Source organism: Bradyrhizobium sp. CCBAU 53421 (assembly GCF_015291625.1).
Classification (GTDB): Bacteria; Pseudomonadota; Alphaproteobacteria; order Rhizobiales; family Xanthobacteraceae; genus Bradyrhizobium.
This window is the reverse complement of sequence record NZ_CP030047.1, coordinates 8002267-8025724: the sequence shown is the minus strand read 5'-3', so window position 1 is coordinate 8025724 and position 23458 is coordinate 8002267. Positions and strand designations below refer to the sequence as shown.

The 23458-nt window shown below is 58.6% G+C and carries 22 protein-coding genes and 2 pseudogenes; 15 read left to right on the top strand and 9 right to left on the bottom strand.

All coding sequences use genetic code 11. The features are described from left to right. The 3 genes from XH92_RS37325 to XH92_RS44160 are packed head-to-tail and all read left to right on the top strand — an operon-like array spanning nt 1 to nt 1353. The gene (locus XH92_RS37325; protein ID WP_210345518.1) at nt 1–396 is read left to right on the top strand and encodes a hypothetical protein; all 396 of its coding nucleotides are present in this window, start codon (nt 1–3) and stop codon (nt 394–396) included. Between the two features lie 51 nt (nt 397–447). Then, entirely contained in the window at nt 448–666 is a 219-nt protein-coding gene (locus XH92_RS37320) for a hypothetical protein (protein WP_194456517.1), read from the top strand. Nucleotides 667–711: 45 nt separating this feature from the next. Further along, nucleotides 712–1353, top strand: a complete 642-nt coding sequence (locus XH92_RS44160) for a hypothetical protein (RefSeq protein WP_194456516.1) — start codon at nt 712–714, stop codon at nt 1351–1353. Nucleotides 1354–1503: 150 nt separating this feature from the next. Here XH92_RS44160 and XH92_RS37310 read toward each other — a convergent pair whose 3' ends face one another. Continuing rightward, complete coding sequence (locus XH92_RS37310; RefSeq protein WP_194461611.1) at nt 1504–2307, bottom strand: IclR family transcriptional regulator; 804 nt, start codon at nt 2305–2307, stop codon at nt 1504–1506. 210 nt (nt 2308–2517) lie between these two features. Between XH92_RS37310 and XH92_RS37305 the strand changes: the two genes are divergently transcribed. The 7 genes and pseudogenes from XH92_RS37305 to XH92_RS37275 all read left to right on the top strand — a co-directional run. Then, entirely contained in the window at nt 2518–3678 is a 1161-nt protein-coding gene (locus XH92_RS37305) for an aminotransferase class V-fold PLP-dependent enzyme (RefSeq protein WP_194456515.1), read from the top strand. Between the two features lie 210 nt (nt 3679–3888). After that, a complete protein-coding gene (locus tag XH92_RS37300) occupies nt 3889–4680 on the top strand; it encodes an amino acid ABC transporter permease (RefSeq protein WP_194456514.1) in 792 nt (263 codons plus the stop codon). Beyond that, nucleotides 4677–5372, top strand: coding sequence for an amino acid ABC transporter permease (locus XH92_RS37295; RefSeq protein WP_194456513.1), 696 nt, complete (start codon nt 4677–4679; stop codon nt 5370–5372). The genes XH92_RS37300 and XH92_RS37295 overlap by 4 nt, the downstream gene beginning before the upstream one ends. A 51-nt stretch (nt 5373–5423) precedes the next feature. Further along, complete coding sequence (locus XH92_RS37290; protein ID WP_305825863.1) at nt 5424–6191, top strand: amino acid ABC transporter ATP-binding protein; 768 nt, start codon at nt 5424–5426, stop codon at nt 6189–6191. An 85-nt stretch (nt 6192–6276) separates the two neighbouring features. Next, complete coding sequence (locus tag XH92_RS37285) at nt 6277–7161, top strand: amino acid ABC transporter substrate-binding protein (protein ID WP_194456511.1); 885 nt, start codon at nt 6277–6279, stop codon at nt 7159–7161. A 120-nt stretch (nt 7162–7281) separates the two neighbouring features. After that, nucleotides 7282–8634, top strand: coding sequence for an amidohydrolase family protein (locus XH92_RS37280; RefSeq protein WP_194456510.1), 1353 nt, complete (start codon nt 7282–7284; stop codon nt 8632–8634). A 316-nt stretch (nt 8635–8950) separates the two neighbouring features. Then, a pseudogene (locus tag XH92_RS37275) lies at nt 8951–9103 on the top strand (winged helix-turn-helix transcriptional regulator); the annotation flags it as partial. Here the strand turns inward: XH92_RS37275 and XH92_RS37270 are convergent. The 4 genes from XH92_RS37270 to XH92_RS37255 form a co-directional block, all read right to left on the bottom strand. Then, entirely contained in the window at nt 9088–9321 is a 234-nt protein-coding gene (locus XH92_RS37270; RefSeq protein WP_246787959.1) for a hypothetical protein, read from the bottom strand. The pseudogene XH92_RS37275 and the gene XH92_RS37270 sit on opposite strands and share 16 nt — an antisense overlap. A gap of 189 nt (nt 9322–9510) precedes the next feature. After that, entirely contained in the window at nt 9511–9687 is a 177-nt protein-coding gene (locus XH92_RS44155) for a hypothetical protein (protein WP_371817875.1), read from the bottom strand. A 942-nt stretch (nt 9688–10629) separates the two neighbouring features. Next, nucleotides 10630–11754 (bottom strand): YopJ family acetyltransferase, encoded by a 1125-nt coding sequence (locus XH92_RS43785; RefSeq protein WP_305825862.1) that lies wholly within the window; start codon nt 11752–11754, stop codon nt 10630–10632. A 217-nt stretch (nt 11755–11971) separates the two neighbouring features. Next, nucleotides 11972–13720, bottom strand: a complete 1749-nt coding sequence (locus tag XH92_RS37255; protein ID WP_246787958.1) for an NEL-type E3 ubiquitin ligase domain-containing protein — start codon at nt 13718–13720, stop codon at nt 11972–11974. A 1082-nt stretch (nt 13721–14802) separates the two neighbouring features. On the opposite strand from XH92_RS37255, the gene XH92_RS37250 reads away from it, so the two are divergent. From XH92_RS37250 to XH92_RS44150, 3 genes and pseudogenes are all read left to right on the top strand, one after another. Continuing rightward, entirely contained in the window at nt 14803–15351 is a 549-nt protein-coding gene (locus tag XH92_RS37250; protein ID WP_194461610.1) for a GNAT family N-acetyltransferase, read from the top strand. Between the two features lie 844 nt (nt 15352–16195). Further along, nucleotides 16196–16372, top strand: a pseudogene (locus XH92_RS37245) (AsnC family protein); the annotation flags it as partial. Nucleotides 16373–16418: 46 nt separating this feature from the next. Next, complete coding sequence (locus XH92_RS44150) at nt 16419–16661, top strand: hypothetical protein (RefSeq protein ID WP_371817873.1); 243 nt, start codon at nt 16419–16421, stop codon at nt 16659–16661. Between the two features lie 1143 nt (nt 16662–17804). On the opposite strand, the gene XH92_RS43725 is transcribed toward XH92_RS44150, so the two are convergent. Next, on the bottom strand, nt 17805–17927 hold the full coding sequence (locus tag XH92_RS43725) for a hypothetical protein (protein ID WP_256437509.1): 123 nt from the start codon (nt 17925–17927) through the stop codon (nt 17805–17807). Nucleotides 17928–18145: 218 nt separating this feature from the next. On the opposite strand from XH92_RS43725, the gene XH92_RS37230 reads away from it, so the two are divergent. Then, a complete protein-coding gene (locus XH92_RS37230) occupies nt 18146–19189 on the top strand; it encodes a nucleotidyltransferase domain-containing protein (protein ID WP_194456508.1) in 1044 nt (347 codons plus the stop codon). Nucleotides 19190–19295: 106 nt separating this feature from the next. After that, nucleotides 19296–19478, top strand: a complete 183-nt coding sequence (locus XH92_RS37225) for a hypothetical protein (RefSeq protein ID WP_194456507.1) — start codon at nt 19296–19298, stop codon at nt 19476–19478. Nucleotides 19479–19881: 403 nt separating this feature from the next. Here XH92_RS37225 and XH92_RS37220 read toward each other — a convergent pair whose 3' ends face one another. The 3 genes from XH92_RS37220 to XH92_RS37210 form a co-directional block, all read right to left on the bottom strand. Next, nucleotides 19882–20460 carry a TetR/AcrR family transcriptional regulator gene (locus XH92_RS37220; protein ID WP_194456506.1) on the bottom strand — a complete coding sequence of 193 codons (579 nt, stop codon included), beginning with the start codon at nt 20458–20460 and terminating at the stop codon, nt 19882–19884. 39 nt (nt 20461–20499) lie between these two features. Beyond that, nucleotides 20500–21951 (bottom strand): amidase family protein, encoded by a 1452-nt coding sequence (locus XH92_RS37215; protein ID WP_194456505.1) that lies wholly within the window; start codon nt 21949–21951, stop codon nt 20500–20502. A gap of 312 nt (nt 21952–22263) precedes the next feature. Continuing rightward, nucleotides 22264–23313: an MBL fold metallo-hydrolase gene (locus tag XH92_RS37210; RefSeq protein ID WP_194456504.1), complete on the bottom strand. Its 1050-nt coding sequence runs from the start codon at nt 23311–23313 to the stop codon at nt 22264–22266. Between the last annotated feature and the right edge of the window lie 145 nt (nt 23314–23458).

Genomic DNA, 23458 nt, shown 5'->3' with positions numbered 1-23458 from the left:
ATGCTATTGTGGCCCGGCGCGCTGCGCGCGATGGACCATGTTGGCTTCGATCCAGATATCGTGACCAAGAAAGCCTGGGCGGCGAGGTTGGCCACGAGATTGCGAAGCCGGCGCAGGCTGAGTTCGTCTATCGAGCGTCAGGCGCCGACGGAACGTCGTTTCCTGACAGAAGCCGACCCGGATAGCCTTGCTCTGCCGTTCGGGAGCGACAGCGAACGCTGCGATGGCTGGTCAACCGAAGCCGCGAGGTCTGCGAGGAGGAAGCGAGGCCACAAGCCGCGCGAGGAGTTCGTCGACTACATCGTGACGATCGACGGCTGGGAATGGAGCTATTTGCTGTCGCTGAGCAACGGCCGCCGCGCCGCTGATCCCTATCATGAATTCCGCCATCTTTAGATCCGAGAAAGGCGTCTGCATCAGACCGGCCTGAAGACTGACGGGTTCGAATTGACGCTGGTACTTTCCTGCGACCTCGATCTGGAAGCACGGAAGCACTCTAGCCCGCTGCGCGTCGGGTCTCTCGACGCCTACGGCGATCGGCTCGCTGGGGTGGATATGGCGATATGGCTTCCGGGGGACGCCCTTCCGCCGATCCTGTGGATGATGGTCGGCGAATGCCTCAAGTTCATCGCGATGAAGGTCAGCGACGAGCGATATCGGAAGTGATGCATCGGTGCTGTAAGAGTGCGCTCCAGATTGCTGAGGCAGCGCATGGCGATCGTATTCATTGCCGGCAGAACGGATGGTCTCGGCCCGGGTCCCGGCACAGTCGCTTGTCCGGACCGCTGGCGAAAGTTCGCCAATCGTGCGCGGCTACCCGAACCGGCGGTGATCTCGGCCGTCGAGGAGGTCGTATCGTTGGTGAATGACCATTGGTGGCAGCTCCCAGAGCGGGATGTCGTGCCGGCCGCTGTTCTCAGTAAGATCGATGCCAAAATCGACGAGATGAGCCAGGTTCTAGATCCCAGCCATGTTCCGAAGCCTTCTCTGGCTAACCCCTTAAGCTTGATGCTGCTGGGCTCTAGATTGACGATCGCGCTGATTTCGCTTTCGAACCCTCAAGGTATTTCGCGTAGGCACGGCGCATTCGATCGTAGTCGCCTCCGCCGGTGTCGATCTTTTCACTTCGTTCTCCGAAGTCCGCGACCGCAATGGCCGTATCGAAGACGCCGCCTTCTTTGGCGTCACAGACGGGATCGCAACTGGCCCAACGTAATCGTCCCGCTTCAGGTTCTCGAGCCCCCACATCTCGTATTTCAGCGAGATCAGTACGTGGATGACGGGGGCTTCAACGGGCGGCTCGATCGCATAGAAGCGGTGGTGGCTTTCAGAAACAAGATCAAACTGAATTGACTTGGCGATCTTCTTCATAAAGTGGGCTACGATATCGGTAGCCTTCGTCGCCGACACTCATGCTGCCCGAGATTCCAAGACCGTAGGCTGCAAGACGCGAGGGAGAAAAAAGCAGCCGAGAGAAGGAGCGGAGCCGAGGGATCCGTTTCCTCAAGTATCCTCAAGCGTTTCTTCCTCACTGTCCGTTTGAAGGATAGTTTGCGACAGGAGCTCGGCGGCTCTTTGAAGTGGAGTAATGAAGCGCTCAAGCTCGGCAAAGCTTACTCGGGCCGCGGGTACGGACACGCCAAGACAGGCGATCAGCTCTCGATCCGGAGAAACGATAGGAACCGCGCAGCCGACGACGCCCTTCACATATTCCTCATTAGTCTTGGCCCACCCGTGATGGCGCGTCTCCTCGAGAAGCTTCAGGAGGGCCTCACAGTCCACGATGGTGTTATCAGTATACCGCGTCAGAGCGAGTGAGCGGCATAGCTTTTCACGCGCTCTCTCGGGTAATCGGCTCATGTAGATCTTTCCGGTCGAGGTGCAGTGAAGTGGAGCTGCCTCGCCAGGATTGAATTGAAGCCCCTGCGGTAGGGACACGCGTACGCTGTCAACGTAAGTGACGAGATTGTCGCGCACGACACCGATCTCGCACTGTTCGCCGATCTCGCCGGCAACTGCGCGCAGCACAGCGTGCCGCCGCGCCGTGCGAAAAGCCGCGCCGATGACTTTGGCGGACAGCATAACCAACTGATTGCCTACCACGTAGCGCTTCGATCCGAGTGCTTTCTGAAGGAGGCCGCGTTCTTCCAGATTTCCGACAAGCCGATGCGCCGTCGGAACCGGTAACGAAAGGGCATTCGCGATCTCTGCGACCGAGGCGGCCTTTGTTTGATTGGCGACATGGCCAACTATGGCGAGCGCCCGATCGAGGGGACCTGCAGCCTTTTTCGCTTCTTGCTTCGCCATCGCGAACTTCCTCTTTGAGCTAAAATTATCATTTTTCGGAATTATTGCTACTGAAATATGAAAACTACCTGGAGCTTCCTCGCTTTTGCTCATATCGTTGGCGGTATCGATCGCTGATCGGTTTTTGTGCATCGCGCGGGTCCCGTCTGGGTGACGACCAAGTCCGCTAGTCTGGCGGTGCGGGCGGCGTATTTGAAAGGGAGATTGGGAATGTCTCGTCATTACGACGTGGAAGCTGTGCGCAAGGAGTTCCCTGCAGCCGAAAGGATGGTCTACCTGGACTCCGGTTTTCAGGCGCCGCTCGCGCGTCCCGTAATGGCCGCCATCGAAACCTTTCTTCGTGAAGGCTTGGAGACCGCCGGACCGAAAAGCGTGTGGCTCGATCGGGTTGAGCAAACGCGTGCCAAAGTAGCCCGTTTCCTCGGGGTGGCGGCCGACGAAATTGCTTTCACCAAGAACACGTCGGAAAGCATGAACATCGCGGCGAACGCGTTGCCTTTGCGAGCTGGCGATAGCGTCTTGATGATCCATGGGGATCATCCAAACAACACCTATGCTTTCCTCAATTTGAAGAAGAAGGGCGTCCGGATAGAATTCCTTCCCATGACGGATGTCGTTAACGCCGACACTTTCCTTCCCCACATCGACGACACGATCCGCGCGATTTCGTTGTCGCACGTCACCTTCCACGCCGGACATCGCTTCGATATCGAGAGTATCGGTGCGCTTTGCGCGGACAAAAAGCTCTACTTCGTCGTCGACGTCATGCAGGCAATCGGCGTCGTTCCGATCGATGCGAAGGCCATCAAGGCAACCTTTGTTGGCTCCGGAAGTCACAAGGGATTGCTCGTCCCTCAAGGTCTCGGATTGCTCTATTGGGACCAGACTTTGAAGGAACTGGAACCCGCGTATCTTGCCGCTGCCAGTTTGGCGGAGATTCCTCACAACCTTATCGCTCGTCCGGACCGTTTGGCGTTGTCTTCCACCGCGCGACGCTTCGAGTTGGGCAACTTCAACCTTTCTGCAATTCATGCGCTCGGAGCCTCACTCGACATGATCGAGCAGATCGGCGTGAAGAACATTCAGAACCATTGCTTCGATTTGGGTGATCATCTGGTCGCCCAGCTAGACGAGCTCGGCCTCAGTCTCATCGGTCCGCATCAGCGGCAACATCGATCGCCCCACATCTACGTTGTTGGTCTACCCGCGACAGAATGGCTCTGCTACTTCGAGGAGAACGGCGTGCGCGTTTCGCCCGAGCGCGACGGCATCCGTATTTCGTTCGGCATGTTCAACACGATCAGCGATGTGGATCGCTTAATTCATCTCATCCGCAGACGCATGGCAAAAAAGTCATTCAAGGCTGCGTAGGATTCTGCGTGGGGGAGCTGTTCGAGAAAAAGTCCTCGGAGCGATGGCCTATTTAGTCCAGGCGCGAACATGATGGCCTTCCGCCGGCCGGCACGCTGAGGCGGAGGATCGCGCATTTAGGTCACGCGGTCGACTAGTACCGGCGCAACGCGCACGATGAGCGGCCTTGCGGAGCAGGGTCGTCGTGCGGTCGCAATCGTGAGGTTCGCGATGTTCGGAGTTCTTGTTGAAAAGACCGGGGATGGCCAGCTTTACATCGACTGGCTTCTTTCGGGTCTTGGTTGGACCTTGGCGCTTGCCTTCTTTGGCTGGTGGATTGCGTTCGCAATCGGACTAATCGTCGGCATAGGTCGAACCGTGCATAACCCCTTCTTCCGAGCCTTGGCTCGATTGTACGTGGAAATCTTTCGAAACATCCCCATTCTCGTGCAGATGTTTCTCTGGTACTTCGTCCTGCCCGAGCTTCTTCCAACTACCACGGGAGACTGGATAAAGCAGATACCTCCGCCCTGGGGATCTTTCTTTCCGGCCTTGTGGTGCCTCGGCCTCTACACTGCAGCGCGTATCGCGGAGCAGGTTCGCGCAGGCATCGAAGCCTTGCCAAACGGGCAACACGAAGCGGCTGCCGCACTCGGCCTAAGCGGATATCAGACGTATCGTCATATCATCTTGCCGCAGGCACTTCGCCTTATCGTGCCAAGCCTGACAAGCGAGGTGATGGGCATCTACAAAAATACATCTGTTGCTCTAACCATCGGCTTGATGGAGCTGACCGCTCAGGCGCGCCAAATCAGCGATGCTACGTTCCAGACCTTCACGGCATTCGGTGCCGCCACACTGATCTATCTTGCTTTGGCTCTGATCGCCTACCAGACGATGATGCTCATCGACAAAGCGTTGCGCATTCCCGGTACCGCACCTGGCGGAGAAACCGTCGGGTCGGATTTTGACGATGTGAAGCTGGAAAGCCCCCTGCCTGGGAGTATGGAGGTCGTGAAATGAACAGCCTCGATTTTTCGATTGTCGTGCAGGCGTGGCCCTATCTATGGTCAGGGTTGCTATTCTCGCTTTCCTTGACGGCAGCCGCGTTCCTGGTTGGGATGTTTCTTGGAACGCTCTTCGCCCTCGTGCAGCACTTTGAGCTCCGCATTCTGAGCCAGTTCGTGCGTAGCTATGTCGCCCTGATGCGATCGATTCCGCTCATTCTCGTCTTATTCTGGTTTTTCTTCTTGGTGCCCATCGTCCTGGGCCACCTGTCAGGCAATGGTCGTCCCATTCCGGTCGGTGCCACCTACACGGCGTTTATCACGTTCGGCATGTTCGAGGCCGCCTACTATTCGGAAATCATCCGCGTCGGGTTGCGCGCAGTGAACAAAGGGCAATTCGAGGCTTGCCAGGCTCTCGCGCTGTCGGCATTCGATGCGTATCGTCATGTCGTCCTTCCGCAGGTATTCCGGGTCGCCAGTCCGATCATACTCAGTCAGACGATTATTCTGTTTCAGGATACGTCGCTCGTCTATGTCCTATCGCTTACAGATCTCCTCGGTGCTGCTTCCAAGCTCGCACAGCTTAACGGTCGGCTCGTCGAGATGTATCTCGCGGTGGCCGTTGTCTATCTCATCATAAGCTCCGTCGCGTCTCAATGCGTCGCCTCGCTGCGCAAGAGGTGCGCGGTCGCGGGCGCGCACCGATAGTCAATGCGATGGGGCCCGTCGATACTTAGGCTCTACAACCTGGAGACCAGCATGCGGCAAGAGCGACCAGTTAGCCCAGACGACGAGCCTCCGATGGTGATCGTAGAGCACCTCGTCAAGCGGTTCGGCAGCTTCAACGCGCTGAGCGACGTCAGCTTCACCGTCGCCAAAGGAGAGAAAATCGTGCTCTGTGGGCCGTCAGGTTCGGGGAAGTCGACCCTGATCCGCTGCATCAACCATATCGAAAAGCAGGATTCCGGCCGGATCGTCATCGATGGAGTTGAACTGACTGATCGGATTCGAGACATCAACAGCGTTCGCTGTGAAGTCGGAATGGTCTTTCAGAGCTTCAACCTGTTTCCTCATCTCTCGGTGGTCGAAAATTGTATGCTGGCTCCAATGAAAGTCAGGGGTTTTTCCCAGTCTGAGGCGCATGACCGGGCGATGGTGCTGCTCAGGAAGGTCCGTATTCACGATCAGGCCAAGAAATATCCCGCGCAATTGTCGGGCGGTCAGCAGCAGCGTGTGGCCATAGCTCGCGCCCTGTGCATGCAACCCAAGATCATGCTTTTTGACGAGCCGACGTCTGCCCTGGACCCGGAAATGGTCAAGGAGGTGCTCGAAACCATGGTTGAGCTCGCGCGGGAGGGGATGACGATGGTCTGTGTCACGCACGAAATGGGTTTTGCGCGCGAAGTTGCGGATCGTGTGGTCTTCATGGATCGCGGCACAATCGTGGAAGAGGGGGATCCCGGAACTTTCTTCGGCGCACCGAACACGGAGCGAGCCAAGGTCTTCCTCAACCAGATTATTCACTGAGGTCGCGCCCTGCGCGATCCTCATCGGCTCAACCAATAAGACGCAAAGGCGCGTCTCGCTAGAACAGAGGGGTTACATGTCTAGAATGCCTGCACTGCCTTCCGCGATTGCGATCGCGGTGTTCTCGATCTCCGCGGCTCTTGCGGGGCCAACGCTCGACAACATCAGGTCAAAAAAAGCAATCACCATCGGCTATCGCGAAACCTCGATTCCCTTTTCCTATCTCGGTGCTGACCAGAAGCCCGTCGGGTTTTCCCTGGACCTGTGCGCGCACGTCGTCGATCGTCTGAAAGCCGATCTCGGCGCCCCAGATCTTCAGGTCAAGCTCACGCCGGTCAACTCGTCCAACCGTATCCCGCTGATCCAGAACGGCACGATCGATCTCGAGTGCGGCGGCACTGCCAGCAGCAAGCAGCGTCTGGAACAGGTCTCGTTCAGCGTTTCGACCTTCGCGAGCCAAACGGCTTGGCTTACAAAGGTGTCGAGCGGGCTCAAGACACCGAAGGACCTGAAGGGAAAGACTATTGTCGTAACACAGGGCTCCGATGCTATCGGCATTGCCAAAGGCATTTCGCAGGACGACGATCTCAACCTTACCATCGCGCAAGCCAAGGACCATGCGGAGTCATTGCTGTTACTGAGCACCGGTCGTGCAGCTGCGTGGGTCGAAGCCGACATTCTCTTGGCCGGTATGAGGGCGGACTACTCCAAACCCGCTGATCTCACCTTCCTAAAAGCCAACTACGGTACAATCTACTATTACGGCCTGATGTTCTCGAAGGATGATCCCGAGTTCAAGAAGGTGGTCGACGACGTTCTCTCGAAGCTGATGGCTTCCGGCGAATTCACCAGAATCTACGACAAATGGTTCATGGCGGCGATCCCGCCGAAGAACATCAATCTCGGCTTCCCGATGACGGACGCTCTCAGAGAGCGCGTTGCTCATCCCAGTGATGTTGTCAACAATTGATGTTGCTCGTCGTCGTCCTGAAGGTGCTGCTGGCGGAAACCAGACATGCGGTATGTTCCAACACTTGCTGCGACGACGCGTGGGAGCGCAAGCGACGGTCTTACCTGAAAGGAGCCCAAGATGAGCAAAGTGGCGATCGGTTGGGAAGCAATGACGGACTACGATCGACAGATCGCACAATGGGTCGAGGAGACGCCGTTTGTGGATACCCATGAGCATCTGATCGAGGAAAGTCAGCGCCTTTCCGGAGCGATCCAGCCACGAACATTGCCATGCAACGACTGGGCCTATCTGTTCAGGTCTTATGCTGCCGAGGACCTGGTGGTTGCCGGACTGCCGGCAGCTGACCTGAGAAGGTTTCTCGGGCCTGATCTCACAAGCCAGGAAAAATATCGGTTGATTGCCCCTTATTGGGAGCGCATCCGCCATACCGGCTACGCGCAAGCGCTGCGCCATACGTTTCGCGGTGTTTACGGTGAAGAGGACCTGACCGCCGAGAGCCTGCCCCGCATAGCTGAGAAATACCGTGAAACCATTCAGCCTGGCTTTTACGGACGAATTCTCGGCCTGGCGAATATTAGGGGCTGCCATGTCAATTCGCTGCAGCGCATCTTTATGGAGACCGAGCAGCCAGGCTTGCTCGACCACGACATAAGTATCCTTCAACTGTGCCGGTGTAGCGCGGCTGACTTTGCGTGGGTGGAAGCCGAGACAGGCAGACGCCCGACGACGCTCGATGAATGGCTTGAGGTTATCGACTATTATTTCGCAACATACGGAGGCAAGGCGGTCGCTGTAAAATCGCAAATCGCCTATTCGCGTGCTCTGAATTTTGAGCCGGTCACCGAGGCGTATGCGGCTAGGCTATTTCCTCACCAGGCGGACAAAGTTGGCGCATTGCACGCCCTCGGTCCTGAGGACCTCAAAACGCTGCAAGACTATCTATTCCGCTATTGCGTCGGCAAGGCTGGCGAGTACGGCTTGCCGGTCAAACTGCACACCGGCGTTTTGGCTGGCTACGGGGTGATGCAACTCGCCCGTACCCGAAGCAATGCCGCAGACGTCTGCCGTCTGCTCCAGGATTTTCCCGAAACCAAATTCGTACTGATGCATATCGGCTATCCATACGAGCATGAGTTTATCGCGCTGGCCAAGCATTATCCCAACGCTGCGATCGACATGTGCTGGGCATGGATTATCAATCCAGTGGCGGGCGTTCGCTTTTTGAAGGAGTTCTTGATGGCGGTTCCGTCCAACAAGATCTTCACCTTCGGCGGTGACTATGTCGCTGTCGAGCCCATTTATGGCCATGCGTGTGTAGCGCGCCGTGGAATCACACTGGCTCTCTCGCAATTGGTCGCCGAAGGCTGGATCGCGCTTGAGGACACCCGTGACCTGATTGACCGGATCATGCGCGGCAACGCACGTCAGTTCTTTCGGAAAGCGCATTGGCAGGATGCGACGCGGCCGTGAACGGCCGACAACCGCTTTGAAGTGTTGCCGACATCTGTAACCGTCAAAGATACAAAGGTGTGTGGTCCGCTCAGGGCATCGAGCATGCTTAAGCGGCCGCCGCCGCCTTCCCGTGATTGGCGCTCGGATGCACGAAAGGGTCAGGCGAGTAAAGAAGACCGGAGCCGGCACCTAGTGAATATTCCATGTCGTCATACCGTCGGACAATTCTCTTCGCCTCTGGCGGTGAGCGTCGCCTCAAGGTTGGAGCTATTATGCGATGCGATACGATCGGATAGACGCTCGCATCCTCGAAATGTTGTAGAAGAACAACCGTCTGACTTCCGAGGTGATCGGCGAAATAGCGGAGCTTTCTGCGACCGCGTGTCAACGCCGGTTGAAGAGAATGCGCTCGGAAGGCATCATCGAGGCCGATATCTCGATCGTTTCGCCGAAGGCCGTTGGAAGACCCATTCAGATGCTTGTACTCCCCGCAGCGCCGACCTGGAACGGCGAGAGATCGGGGCGATGCGCTTCCCGGAATCTGGCGAGAAGGGCACGCAGGACGGCCCATGGATCGCCCGCAAGGGCCTCCCCATTCCAATTGGGCTGTCCATCGGCGATCAAATACGTGCTGAAGGGGTCGCAGGCCAGATACGAGTAAGGCCCAAGCAGCCCATGGTCTGCCGCGCTATCGAGAAATGTCATCTATGGCTGTTGCGCGAAGCATCGCAGCGCCTCGAACGGCTCAATCCACTGCAGCTCGGGGGCGTGCATAGGGCTATTGGTTACCAACGACCGGCAGGCTGTGAAGCCGGGTCTGATCGTTATCCCGTCGCGAACAAGCGTAATTTCCATCCGACACGTGCAAAGCCTTGAGGCTGATCATCATCTAGTTTAGCCGTGCTCAGCTCTTCTGGGGCGTCGAGTGACTTGGTTCAACCCTGACATTACAGCGAAATATACATCTGCTGACAGCTCGTAGTTTACGGCAAACCGCAGTTCCCGGAGCGGCCGGCCGCGCCGGATCGCTTCTTGATACAAATCGTGCGTTTTGTACGCAGCGAGATCCATCTCGCTGTCGAACTCACCCTACACCACGACGTCGATCTCATTGCCGAACCGATCGCTCTTGCGATTGCAATCTCGAGCCGGCGTGCATGCCGGATTGAGGTGAGAACTGACAGACCGTCGACGATCTGGTCGATACCGGCCTGATCCTTGGCTGTGAAGAAGACGATGTGACGGATCATGGTGGCCGCAAACGAGACGCTGCAAGCTGCCGTTTCATATCGGTATCATGCCCAACGCAATGCTTCAAAAAAGCTGGCGGCAGGAGAGGCAACGTTGAGCGGGGTCCGGCCTTCAGAAGCTTACGAAACTGACGTGCTCCGCTAACCCGCATCTGTCTAAGGACACGGCGGATTAGCGATTGAAACGGAAAAGCGTGAAAAAGGGATGCTGATCACAAGCGAAGGGTCGCGGGCGCGCCGACAACCGGAAGATCGGCTCGGTCGGGCGTGTGATGAACGAGGAGGTCAGCGGCCGAGTGCCGTAGGATTCTGAGCGTCCGTGACTTTCTGGGATCGGCGACGATCACCACCTGCGACCTTGGCGATCCTTTAATTGCGATACAGATGCGGGAGCCTTTCGTTTGTGCTGATACACTAACCAGAGTGCTATTGGCCAATTGGTTGTGATCCTTAATCAGTTCGGGCAACACTTGCTCGCAAACACCGGCCTAGGCCGGTGAAACGCGCGTTGCCTTCTTCCGCTTGTCATTGCCGTGGGGCTGCACAGTAAGCCGAACCGGACAGCCCGCAAAAAACCTCATGGGCGACGCCGACACCGCTGCGGCCGGGATCACCCACCTTGGCTGGAAGCATGGTGCATTGCGAGCTTATTGCGTCTCGCTTCGCGCATAGCGCTTCAGGCCGACAGCACGCTTCGAATCAAAAGGGTCCGGAAACGCATTGATTCAGGCATATCTGCGGGACTCGTGAATGTTGGTTAATCCTAGTCAGATAGCATGCCGTCCAATGCTCTGCGGATCTTGGTCGCCCTCGACGTCTCGATAGATGCGCTGTACTTCAGCGTTCCGCGCTGGACAGCAAAAGCTTCGCGTCTTTCGGCCAACGACTCCGTTTTGGGGGCGCGACTGCTGGTGCTCACATCTTCGTCTCTGAAACCAGCCCGGTTGCCTGCAGCTTCCTCGATGACTCTGGTCGAGTGGGCGTGCTTGTAAAACAGCGCCGGAAGGACCTTTTCCCCATGGAACAGGTTTATTTGAGCAAATTCCAATATGGCGTCGGGTGAAGCCATGTAGTCGCTTGAAATATCCCGCTCATCGGCGATCGTTCCGTGCCGACGAAGATTGTTGTGCCAGTCATCGAAGGTTGATGAATTTTGGCGTGCCGCCAGTGCACATTGCATGCTGAACATCACGCAGTCGCTTGCAGATTTCTGCACACCAACCCCGATAAAGGCCCACTTCGGCTCCGGCCCTAGCTGTTGTAGTGTCTCCCCTCGCAGTCGGGAGTATGGAGCGATAAAGGTGTAAAGGTCGGCCGGCTCCATCACGATGACCGTCGGAGCCGCCCCGGCCCGGGTTCGAATATCCGCAGCAAAGTGGTGCGCCTCGCCATCTGCCAGCCGTACGATGGCACGCCAGCCACCAGTCGATGATCGGTCTGTCAACGCTTCGAGAAAATTAGCAGGTGAACCCATATATCTGAGATTAAGGTCCGGGTAGCGCTCGTTGTAGCTGTCCGCTAGGCGATCAATATTGTCGACATCGAGAGAGAGCAGTTTCTCGTCGGTCTGGATGTTGGCAGCCAGATTGCGAGCGACTTGCTGACCGTAGTCGACTAGACCGGACGAAACTCCCTCTTCGCTGGCGCGCTCGAGTGTTTGCTCAAGCAGTTGGAGCTTTTCGTCAATGCGGGCTGGCCGAATAGGTTGCGACGTAGTTCCGAGATCGGCCTCACGAGAGGGGCCGGCCGCATGCTCCGGTTCATCAATGGATCGAGGCGAGGCCGATCGCACGGAATCCAGCTGAACGGCAAAATCCGCTTCCTGGGTCTGTCCATCATCCTGAGAAGTCTCGCGCCGTGCGCTCAGTCGTGAAATGCAACCGCCCATTCTTACCTCTCGTTGAAAGGAGCCCGGTCGGGCTCGCCACGAGCTCGCCCGCAAGGGCTGATCTGAGTCTTGACTGCGCATTGAGCGTCGTCGAAGGTCTGGATGAGGCCTCTTGCTCGATGGTACGAGCGCGCGCCACGGTCGACTAAGGTTCCAGAGGACCAAAGAGGAGAGCTGGGTCCAAGACCGCTAATGTCGCTTGATTGAAGGGCACCCTTCATAGCGTGAGGCCACGGTCTGCGAGCACGTGATGCATCAACGCGCCCTTGATCTCGCGGGCGATTTCCTTGTTGATCTGGGCACCCAACATCCGCTCGGCATCGGCGTCGCCGGTCAGACCATGCTCGGCAAGCCGTTGCGCCAGGCGGCTGTTGAACTCGTCGCCCATCGCAGCGAAGAGCCGCTCCTGCATTGCTTTATAGGCCTGAGGCGCGATGCGGCTCACCACCGTCTCCCAGGGTTGCCAGCGCGTCGCCAGATAGTCGGCGAATCCCGTCGCTTCCTGGTTTCGCACCGACGTCTCGGCTGCGGCAATGTCGTGCTCGGTGACGTGGGAGACAGCGAAAAAGCGCATGTTCGGAGCGATGTGCTGCAGCTGCAGCACATCGCGCAGCTTGACTTGATAGGCGAGGTAGACCTCGATTTCGTCGACAAAGCGAAGCGAGCTGACCTTGTCGCGCGCAATCTGCTCTAATGCGTCCTGGCGAAACATGACGCGGCCCTGCTGCAGGAGCTCGTCGAGCCGCTCGTCATAGGCCCCGTCCTCCACATCAGCGTTCAGGCGTGCGGTTTGCATGTCGTTCCAGGTCAAAGTGATCCGATCCTCGCAGCTCGCACTCGCTCCGATGGCCAGCTGAAAGTACTGCTCGCGCAATCGCGGCCTGGTCGCGGTTTGCCGAAGATCCTCCGCCACCGTCTCCCGGAACGCGTCATTGTTATAGCTCACGGTATCCCGCAGCCTGTCGAGGAAGCGTGAGTATTGCTGGGCACCCGGCTCGTCGGCGAAGCCCTGCCAGGCGGCTACAATTGCCGGCTCGTGCTCGAGCCAGCTCGCGACTGCCTCGCCCAGGGGCCGGGCCTGACCGTTCTCCGCTCCTTCGCCCATCGAGAAGAAGACTTGCGGGCCGACATAGTCCGCAGCATTGAGGGCTGCCGCTAGATTGGTCCGCACCCGCTCGGGAAGCGGATTCTCGTCCAGATCGATAGTGCATTGAGCGCTGAGTTGCGTCAGCAGGGTCTCAGGCAAGCTGCTCAGCTCGTTGTGGTCGGCGAAGAGAGTCAGGAGCGAAGGCGGGAGGGTGTTGGGCAAACTCGTCAGCTCGTTACCGCTAATGCTAAGCCAACTGAGCTCACTTGGGAGGGTTTCGGGCAGTGCGGTCAGCCGATTGCGGCCGGCGTCGAACTGGCGGATTCCAGCCGGGAGTGTCTCGGGCAAACTGGCCAGCCGGTTGCCGCGGACGTTGAGCACCTGAAGCGTTGCCGGAAGGTTATCGGGCAGACTGTCCAGCTGATTGTCATCGACGCTCAGGCGCTGAAGCCCGGCCGGAAGGTCGGGCAGGCTGGTCAGCCGGTTGCCGCTGGCGTCGAGCTCCCGAAGCGTTGCCGGAAGAGTATTGGGCAGATTGTCCAGCTGATTGTGGTCGACGTTTAGACGTTGGAGCCCGATCGGAAGGGCAGTGGGTAGGCCAGTTAGCCGGTTGCTGATGGCGGAGAGTCGCAAAAGTTCGGCGGGAAGGGCAGCCGGCAAGCTGGTGAGCTGATTGTCGTTGACAGTCAGGCGCTGGAGCCTGGGTGGGAGCGCGGCGGACAAGCTGGTCAAGGACAGCGATGAAAGCTCCAGCCACTGCGCCACATCCTCGTTGGCCGCCGCGTCCCGCAAAGCTCTCGTTCGTCCGACGGCCTCTTGCCGGTCTTCGTGTTCGCCCTGCCCCTCTTCGGCAGCCCAGCCCTCCAGGAGCTGGTCCATCGACGGCTCCCTGGCGGCGGGATCCTCAAGGTTTGTTGGATCGGCGGCGGGGACCCGTGCTCTGGTCAATGCTCCGACCCACTCCGTTGCGGCCCGGGTGAGACCGCACAGGCAACCCTGCCGATGGGCCCGCTCGGAAGGTTCGGGAGCAATGGTGGTGCGCTGGGCCTGCCCTGTGTCCATTAACCGCCTCTTACGCCAAATCGGGGAGATGCGCCGGATCGGTGCTTTTCGAGCCGATACTTGTCACCGCGGATGGACAATAACGGACGAACTATATGCAAGCCATCAAGGCCCCGGTTGCGACCGCCAAACATGCCACCTGATCCACGAGCCGAGCAGTTGCAGCTCGATACAGGACGTCCGTACGGAATTCGAGACGTTCCCTCGCTTGATATTGTTTAAGGATCCATTCCATTATCGCTCGCCAGAGGAGAGATCAGCGGGACCGGTCAGTGTGGATAGGCATGTGACGTTATGAGGCTTAGCTGTCGATAAGCTGACGGGGCTTGGAAGAATTCCTTTGCAGCATGACCGGGCAATAGACTGTCGAGAATTTTGTCGCCCAGGACGATAGCGGCGATCCGGGTGGGAAGAGCGCGGCAGACAGGTTCTTCTGAGCCAACCCAAACCCGACAAGAAGGCACGGCGCAACACCAGAGCTTACTTAGAAAAATCGAACGCTTCATCGAGACAGCGTTGCCCATCGCTTAAGCCGATCTACTTCCAAGACTTGACGCGGCGCGACATGACCGGGAAGGGACTCGCCGAACGAGAGAAATCCATTGTCTTTCTTCTGGCCGGGAGGAGCAAAGCCGAGAGATCCTTTTCCTCAAGTATGCTCAAGCGTTTCGTACTTGATCAATTGCCGCCACTTCCGTCCGTACTGCGCTTCATACTTGTAGTCTTTCCGGACGAGTCAACGACTCCCGCCGTAACGCGAGCGGGAAACGGTATCTGGGCCGGATCACGATTCGGGAGTCGAGCGGCGTGTTGTCCTGCGACGATGGCAGCGATATTCTTCGCTGCGCCCATGGTAGCGACCGAATCGATTGGACGAATGAGAGGGGATGAGGATGGACGTGAGCAAGCCTCATTGGCGTCCGGCCAGCACGACCGACACTGCTGCGATCATCGCGATCGCAGAGCGCATCCATCCCGATCTTTTTGAGCGGCCTGACGTGTTTGCGGAGAAGATGCGGCTTTGTCCCGACGGCTGCCGCGTGCTCGTCGGGGATGAAGGGATAGTCGGCTACGGCCTTGCCCACCCCTGGAAGCAGTATCAGATTCCGCCGCTCGATTGCTTCCTAGCAAGCTTGCCCGACGATGCGGACTGCCTCTACGTGCACGACGTTGCCGTGTTGCCCTTCGCCCGCGGTGGTGTAGCAGCCGCCTATATCCGGACTCTCGATCAACTCGCACGCTCGTCGGGGGCAGTTCTAGCGTTGGTCTCGGTCTATGCCACGCGGCCGCTATGGGAACAGTTCGGCTTTCGGTCCGTCACGACGGATGCGGAATTGCGCGCAAAGTTAGCGTGCTACGGCGAAGCTGCGACCTATATGCTCTGGGATCTCGCTGCAGCGCAGCCTCCTCGCCCTCCCACGCCAAATAACGACATCAGAATCAGCTGATCAGGCACAGGCCGAATCGTGCTCGCGAGCAATCGCTTCGCGGAGCGATTGTTCGAGTCTTCGAGGGTGGAAGATTTGTTCCTGTATTATGGCAGATCCTACGTTGTAAGCCTGCTGAAAAATCAGCCGCAACGCGTATGTGGGCCACAAGGTATAGTTGAATAACTTCGATCGCTGGCTCCAGGAAATCGACAGATCACTGACAAGCAACGCGTTCTCTACGTCCACGGGAAGTAGATAATATCCGACCCGCTGGGCCTGAACCCGGTCATCAGTGTGCGGGCTCGGCAAATTTTCCCGATGCGTCTGCCATCGCCAAGGATTAAAGCATGATGGTGATCCAGGCCGCTATACCTTGGCGGGCAGTTACCCCGTTGCGGATTCCGACGAAGTCGCCCAGGCGTACCGATATGAAGTCGCCCGCCGATTCCGAGACGATGTCGCCCACCTCTCCGATTTGTTCTCGCCCAGTGGCGAGGCGTTCTGGCCGGTTGGTTCTCTGGCATCGGTCAAGCCGGACGGTCAATCCGGAATCGCAACTTGAACCTGTTTTCTTCGTCTGCGCTTGCTGTGGGCATGGACGCGTTCGTGAAGCCGGGGGTACTGCCCGGATCCTGGTGGATCAGCGAGGAGAAGCAATGGCGCTGAAGCAATCTCGGCCAACTTTGGCGCGTAGCTTCTCGTGGGCAACCACAGAAATGAATTCCGCGACAAGTGCTCGCAATGGCGAAGACTAACGCTGAAGCTGAAGTTTGCATAGCTGAGGAGGCCGGAAGATATAGTGCACAAGGACCCGGTGCGACAGGACCGAAAGCGACCGCACTCCATTGACGGCAGCGGAGCCATGACACTCGACATATTCGATGCTCGTCTTCTTGATCTTGTGCAACACAACAATCGGCTGAGCAGTGAAGCGCTCGGCGAGAAGATCGGCTTGTCTGCATCCGGAGTGCAGCGCCGGCTGAAGCGCTTGCGATCAAGGCGCGTGATAGAAGCGGACGTCTCAATCGTTTCGCCGCGCTATGGTCGAAGGCGATCAGCCCCGCCATAAGGGAAGCAATATCCTCGTGGCGCGCGCTGATATGGTTCGGAATAGACCGCTGCGTTTCGCGGTCATGCTCGCCGACGAAGCCGCCCTCCTTGCGAAAGCCGAGCCTCACGAAACGCTCGTCGCCGATCACGATGCCCTGCAGACGAAGAAATTCCTGCTCGTCGAGCGGCGCTCGGCCTGCCTCGCCGATGGCACGGCCCCATCGCTGGATACGATCCTGGGGAGGCCTTTCGCCTTCGATCACGTAGCTGGACTTTGAATCCTTCAGCAGCAGAAACGCGGCCGTGCGCGCGAGCAAGTCTTTCAGAACTTCGCTGACGACCGCGCGTGCTCGCTCCTTCCAGTCCTGAGCGATGAACTCGTTCAGCGCAGGAGTCTTAAAGACGAGCGGACAAAATTCTGGCGTGCCGGGAGGGTTGTTGCGGACGCGATGCCGAGCCGAATTCTCCCCGCTTCCTCCGAACTGAAGTTCGGTGTCGACGGCATCCACATATGAAACCTTGTCTGCGGCAGGCAGCTTGAGCTCACGGCCAAGCAGCCACTCGTACAAAAACCAGATGCGGCGAGTATAGAGGCCGGTAGGCTTCTGGCAGACGAGTTCGGCGATTTCTTCTTCCTTAACGGCGAGGAACAGCCGCTTCAGAACGGCAAGGTCCAGTCCCTCGTTCTTGAGGGCAAAAGTCAGGTGCCCTTCAAGGGAGGCCTCGGGAGCATGGCGCGGGGTAAAGATGCGCCAGCCGCCTCGCTCAATGATGCGGTGCTTGGCGCCAATCGCCGAAAGGGCACGGGGAAACCGGAACAGTCAGCTTATAAGCATTGATGAGGGCAGCGTAACCGGCGGGGGCGCCCATTGCGGGGAGCCTCCGGTCGTGAAAAACGTTCGCCGGGCCTGAAAACTGTATGCTCACTCGAAAATCCTATGAAAAATGTTCTCCATGCGTGAATTTTCTTCCCAAAGTTCGCCTCATGGCTGAATTTCTATCCTATCGTATGAAAAACAATTCAACAGAGCATTTTTTGTGAAAAATATTCACGGCTTGCCGAGCGCCTCAAAAAGGCGGCCGGGCTAACCAGAGCACCTGTCTTGTTAACCTTGCCGGAGCGCTGCCGGATCGCCGTCGGCCGACGATGCCGACACCGCCGTGTTCGGCAATGTCGAAACCGGCGCCGCCGACGCAGCGCCATGCGCTCGGCGGCCTGTTCGGTCGCCGGCCCGCCTGACGGCGCGCGAGCTGCGCCGAAAGCTCGGACATACGCTTCGTCACGCGCCGCTTTCGGTCCTTTTGCCATGAACTTGGCAATCGGCGCGGCACTGGTGGTGCTTGTCGGCACGGTGTTCGAAAAGCTCGAAGCCTTTGCATAACTTCGTCGCATCATGCCCCTGTAATCGCGGGCAATCGGCCTACCGCAAGCCGCCGGGCTTTTCCGGATCGCCCCAGATCTTCGCAAAATACTCCTGGAACTTCGGCTCGGTGCGCAGGCCTGCGGGGACACCGTTGGCGCGCCGCAGGTCGATCACAGGCATTGACTGGACCGTCGCCGGGCGGGCGCTCAGCACCAGCACGCGATCGGCAATGGCGATGGCTTCGCCGATGTCGTGGGTAACGAGGATCGCGCTCCTGCTGCAGTTCCCTGTTTCAACAATTTGGTATTATTTCCAACGTAACTGTTGAAACCGTTGATTTTTAATGATAAATACGGTTCAAACAGTTTGGACCTAAATCAGCCATAAGTGTTGAAACCATGGAATTTCAAGAGCTTAACAATGATCAGCGCCGCGAGGTAGTCAACAGCCAGCAGCGCTTCCAAGCGCTGCGGGCCGCCAAGGAGGCGTATGACGCGCATCGCGGTTCAGTGACCTGGGTGAAGTCCAAAGGCCACGAATATCTCGCCCGAAGCTACTATGACAAAGCCGGCCTGCGAAAGCAAAGCTCGCTCGGGGCGCGGTCTCCCGAAACCGAAAAGATGAAGGCCGACTTCGAGGCTAAGCGCGCTGCGGCTGAAGATCGTTTGAAGAATCTGCGTGACACGATGGAGCGACAATCTGCGATCAATCGTGCACTTGGCTTGGGTCGCGTACCCCTGATCGGAGCTCGGATCATACGAGCTCTCGACGGCTTCGGGATGTTGGGCTCCGGCATTCGGATTCTTGGAACAAACGCGATCTACGCTTATGAAGCCTCTTCCGGCGTCAGAGTCGATCCGGGCCTGGCCACGACGGAAGATATCGACCTTCTGTTTGACGCGCGGGGCGGGCTTACCTTCGTAGCCGACGACGACGTCTCCGAATCTTCGCTCTTGAAGATACTTCAACGCGTCGACACCAGCTTCGAACGCACTAAGCAGACGTTTCGAGCTGTGAACCGCGACGGCTATCTCGTCGATCTGATCAAGCCCATGCGGAGCCCTCCTTGGAAGAAGGTTCCCGACAAGGTCGGCTCGGACCCCGAAGACCTGACTGCCGTTCAAATCGAAGGGCTCCATTGGCTGCAGAATTCTCCAGCTTTCGAGGCGGTCGCGATCGACGAAAAGGGCGAACCGGTGCGCATCGTCGCCCCAGATCCGCGGGTTTGGGCTGCCCATAAGCTTTGGTTGTCCCGACGTTCGGACAGGGAGCCGCTCAAGCGCCAACGAGATGCAGCACAGGCGGAAGCCGTGGGTGCTCTCGTCGCGAACTATCTCACTTACCTGCCGTTCGACGCAGAGCAGCTAAGGATGCTCCCCAAAGAAGTGGTAAACAGCGCGGCGCCGCTTTTTGTTAAGAAAGACGCCGCTGCGCGGGCCTAGCGGTAAGGCTCGACAAGAACGAGGCATAGCCGGCGCCGATCATCGGCGGCACCATAATGATCGGCATAGCCCCGCTCGTTGGCATGATGGTCGCGCCATAGTTGCCGTGACGCCGATCATCGTCATCGGCATCATCATTGCCAGGAGCAGCACGGCCAACAGCAGCACCAGCACCACCAGCTTCGCGATAGGCGCAGCCGGCGTTGCCGACGGCCCAGCGGCTGCTGGCCTCGCTGACCCGGCCAGAGAGCCGGCTTATTTGATCCTCGGTGCGGATTGCGGCGCGTAGTGCTCGTCTTTCAAACCTCCTGCGGGAGCCGCAGCGAGCGAAGGTGACGAAGTGCGCGCAGAAATGCCAAAAAAAAGGGCGGCCCCAAGACCGCCCGCCCTTATTCACTTCAACAGTTCAATGAGAAGGACGATCGCCATAGCGATCTGTCCGACATTGAGTATCAAGACGACTTTCATCGGAATTTTTCCGTTTCAGTCGGCTCGGGTGCCTCAAGCCCAGAATCGGCCATTGGCAAGCTAGGCCGTGTACTCATTAAGGAGTTGGCCGCCCGATGTCCGCTCTACCTCCAACAGCGCCGAAAAAGCGGACACCTTCCGAGGTCGCTGAAGGGCCAGAAGGCGACATCGGCAATTTCGGCACGCAGGCATGTCCGATCTTGAGACTTCCCGTCCTTGCTGAACTAGGCTGATGGGGGTCGCGCCAAGTGCATCGCGGCTTCAACGCCGCCATCCAGGATCTGCTGCGCCTCTCTCGCGTCGGGCACGGCCCGCGCGAATTGCAGGGTGCCGACCATGAGCCCGAAGATCGCCGTCGCACGGCGGTGGTTCGCCGTGGAATCTGCACCCGGAAGCAACGCGGCCAAAGTCGCAACGTACCTTCGCAACGCTTTCTCGTAATCTTGCCTTGTAGACAGGGGCTGGCGGGCGATTTCCGGTAATAAGGCCGCGGAGGGACACCCGTCGGCCCGGTCTTTGAGGTGAGCGCGGTTGAGGTATTGACGGATCGCGCCTTCAAGGTCGAGGCCCTTGAGCTGATCTTCAAGGCAATGCTGCTGGCCCCCCAGCGCGCTCGCCAGCGCCTCGCGAACAAGCTCGTCCTTCGACTCGAAGTGCGGAGAAAAGGCCCCTTTGGTCAGGCCGGCCTCGCCCATAATCCCCGCAATGCCGGCCGCAGAGATGCCGTCCCGGCGCATGCACTTCGATGCCACATCGACGATGTGCCGTCGCGTCGCCGCCTTGTGACCCTTCTCGAATCGCATCTTCGCTCAACTCCACAAACTGCCCGCAGCCTGGTCGCGTTAGATCGCTGTCGACTTGTAGCCCAGGATACCTTCGAGCCTGCGGGCAAGGACCAAGAGCGTCAGGTCGCTCCCGAGCGGGGCGTCAAGCTCGAGGCCAATCGGCAGGCCAGCGCGGGACGAGCCGACAGGTAGATTGATTCCCGGCATCCCCACGCTGCTCGCCGACACGGTGTGGTTCGCCAAAGCGAGGTAGCTGACGACCTGCCCCGCGATTTGGACGGTCGCTTGCTCTTCGATCAAAGGCGCCGTGCACGGCGTGGTCGGTTGCAGAATGGCCTGCGCCCCACGAGCGACGAAGGCCGTGTCGAGGCGGCGCTGGATTTCAGGCCGGCTCACGTTGAGCGCGGACTGATAGGCCTCTACGGAGGTGGCGCCTGCGCCGCCCGGCAGCACGATGTGTCCCCACGCCTGCCGAAGTTGGGGCTTGAGCCCATCGTAAATGGCCTCGAACGTAGTAGGAATGTCGTGGCGGCGAAGGAACTCCGAAATCGCGCCCATCGTCTCATGGGCGAAGATGCCCCATGTCGCGGTTTGGACGAGGACGTTGAAATCATTGCCAAGGTCGACCTCGACGATTTCGGCGCCAGCATCCTGCAGCCGTCGAACCACTTCGAGGAAGCGGATTTCGACTTCCGAATCCACAAGTTCCAGGAACTGGCGAGGTGCGAAGGCGAGTCGGACTCCCTTTAGATCATGGCCGTCGGAAAATTCCGCAGTCTGTTCGCCAGTCACAACGTGATCCAGCAACACGCAGTCCTCGACGCTTCGAGCGAATGCGCCCGTGGTGTCGAGCGTGTGAGAGATCGGAGCAACGCCGTTGCGCGGCCACCGTCCGGTGGTTGGCTTGAACCCCACGACGCCACAGAACGATGCGGGTACCCGGATCGAGCCAACGGTGTCACCGCCCAGCGACGCCGGAACGAGGCCGGCGGCCACCGATGCGGCGGAGCCGCTCGAGGAGCCGCCCGACACGCGACCTCGTGCGTGCGGGTTCTTGACCTGGCCGTAACGTGCGTTGTGACCGGTCAAGCCATAGGACATCTCGACTAGGTTATTCTTGCCGAAAACGAACGCGCCCGCATCCTTGATGGCACGGACGGCGTCGGCATCCTCGTGCGGCACGAAGTGAGCGAGGCAATCCAGTCCGAGGCTCGTCGGTAGTCCTTCTGTCAAATAACTATCTTTCACCCCGAGCGGCACGCCGAGTAGCGGAACTGTCGATCCGGCCGCACGTGCTTTGTCTGCGTCTCTCGCAGCCGTCAACACGGCGGCCTCATCGATTGTGATGAAGGCGTTAAGTTCCGCAAGCGTTCGGGCGCGAAGTAGAAGTGCCGAAGTGTAGGCCTCCGACGTGATCTCGCCCTTACGAATGGCGGCTGCAGCGGCTGCGAGCCCCAGCGAGGGGAGATCCATGACTTCTTGGCTTGGAGTGGCGGTGGTGTCGTTCATGAAGTCCTCGTAAAGAGCTGTTTGCAGCATTCGACGCCGTCAAACATCGACCGGAATGTAATTACGATCGTAATATCACATTACGACTGTAATTCAATTGGAATGCAGGGCTTCTCTGGACACATGAGCGTGAGGTGTTGACGAGGCGGCGATGGGGTGACCACCGCATGTCGGTTTTGGGTCAATCGCGACGGTTTGGTTCGGTTTAAATTAGGTCCGGCCTACCTCTGACAGCCGACGTTTCCTCGGCAGGCGGCAGCGATGGGCCAACAGGGGACATCAAGTAGATCGCTGGACATCGGTTTAAGAGATTCACTGCAGCGGTAACCGAAGTGTGGTCAGGTCAGTGCCCGCGATGGTCTTCCCCGTATAGCCGCTTTCTTCAACGGCCCTGCGGTAATCTGCGTCCGAGAGAGGGCCGCCCGGCACAGGCCAGCGGTTGTGCCGGGCAGTACCGAGCGAGGGAGCAAGGTGAGTCAACATCAAGTACTTCGCGCCCACTCGTTTTGCCATTGCGCCAAGGTCGGTGGCTAGGCTCTGCCGATAGAAAATCGGCCCGGGAAAGCCGCTGCCCCGGTCAGGACCCAGTACTGGATGTATCGCCGAATGTACGATGACATCGGTTCCCTGCGCCAACCGTTCGACCTGATCTGACGTGGAGTGGGATCGGGGCGGAGCCGGCGTGTCGTTGCTGGCGTCGCCGCCGATAACGACACTGCCAGCCGGTGTATCTACGCGGTAGGACGCGTGCCCCGCGATGTGCGTTGAACGGATGGCACTAACTTTTACGTCGCCGGACGTCCAAACGAGTTGGGGCTCCTCCTTCGGCTCGAAGGTCAGCACATTAGCCAATTCCGCGGGTCCGCCCGCAAGGCGCTCGCGATCCTCGGACAGCCGCTCGGCGACCTCACCGGACCCAATAAATGCATCGGCAATATGGGTGACATAGTTTCGGCAACTGTTGATTGACCCGGACCGCGTGGCTGTGTCTGCGCTGCATACGACGTCGACCTTTGGGCCCTTGAGGTACCAGCGCAAAGCCAGCACGTCGGGCAATCCTTCGGTGTGGTCACCATGGATATGCGTGAGGAAGATTGCACTGAGTTGAACGGGGGTCACGTTGATCTGCGAAAGCCGCATGCTCGTGCCACGACCGGCATCGAATTGGAGCCTGACGGCTGCGCAGGCGTTACTGTCATCACCATAGCTCACCAATGTTCCAGCACCGGCCTGACCGTTGAACACTGTTGGCCCACCTTGGGTGCCCGTCAGTGTCACAACAAGGCAGGGCGCAGCTCGTGCGGAGATCGACAGAGTCGCGAAAATCATCGCCGCTGTCACAGCCGCAAAAATTCGTCTCATGTCGAGAACCTCCCGTCCGATCTGCGCTCGATACGAAAGGACAATACACTACTGCGTCGCGGGAGGAAGTTGCGTTCCCGATTTCGGGCCAATGTCGCAGATGGGTCAAAATGCGAAGAACTCAGGTTGAGCAAATCCCGTCCGC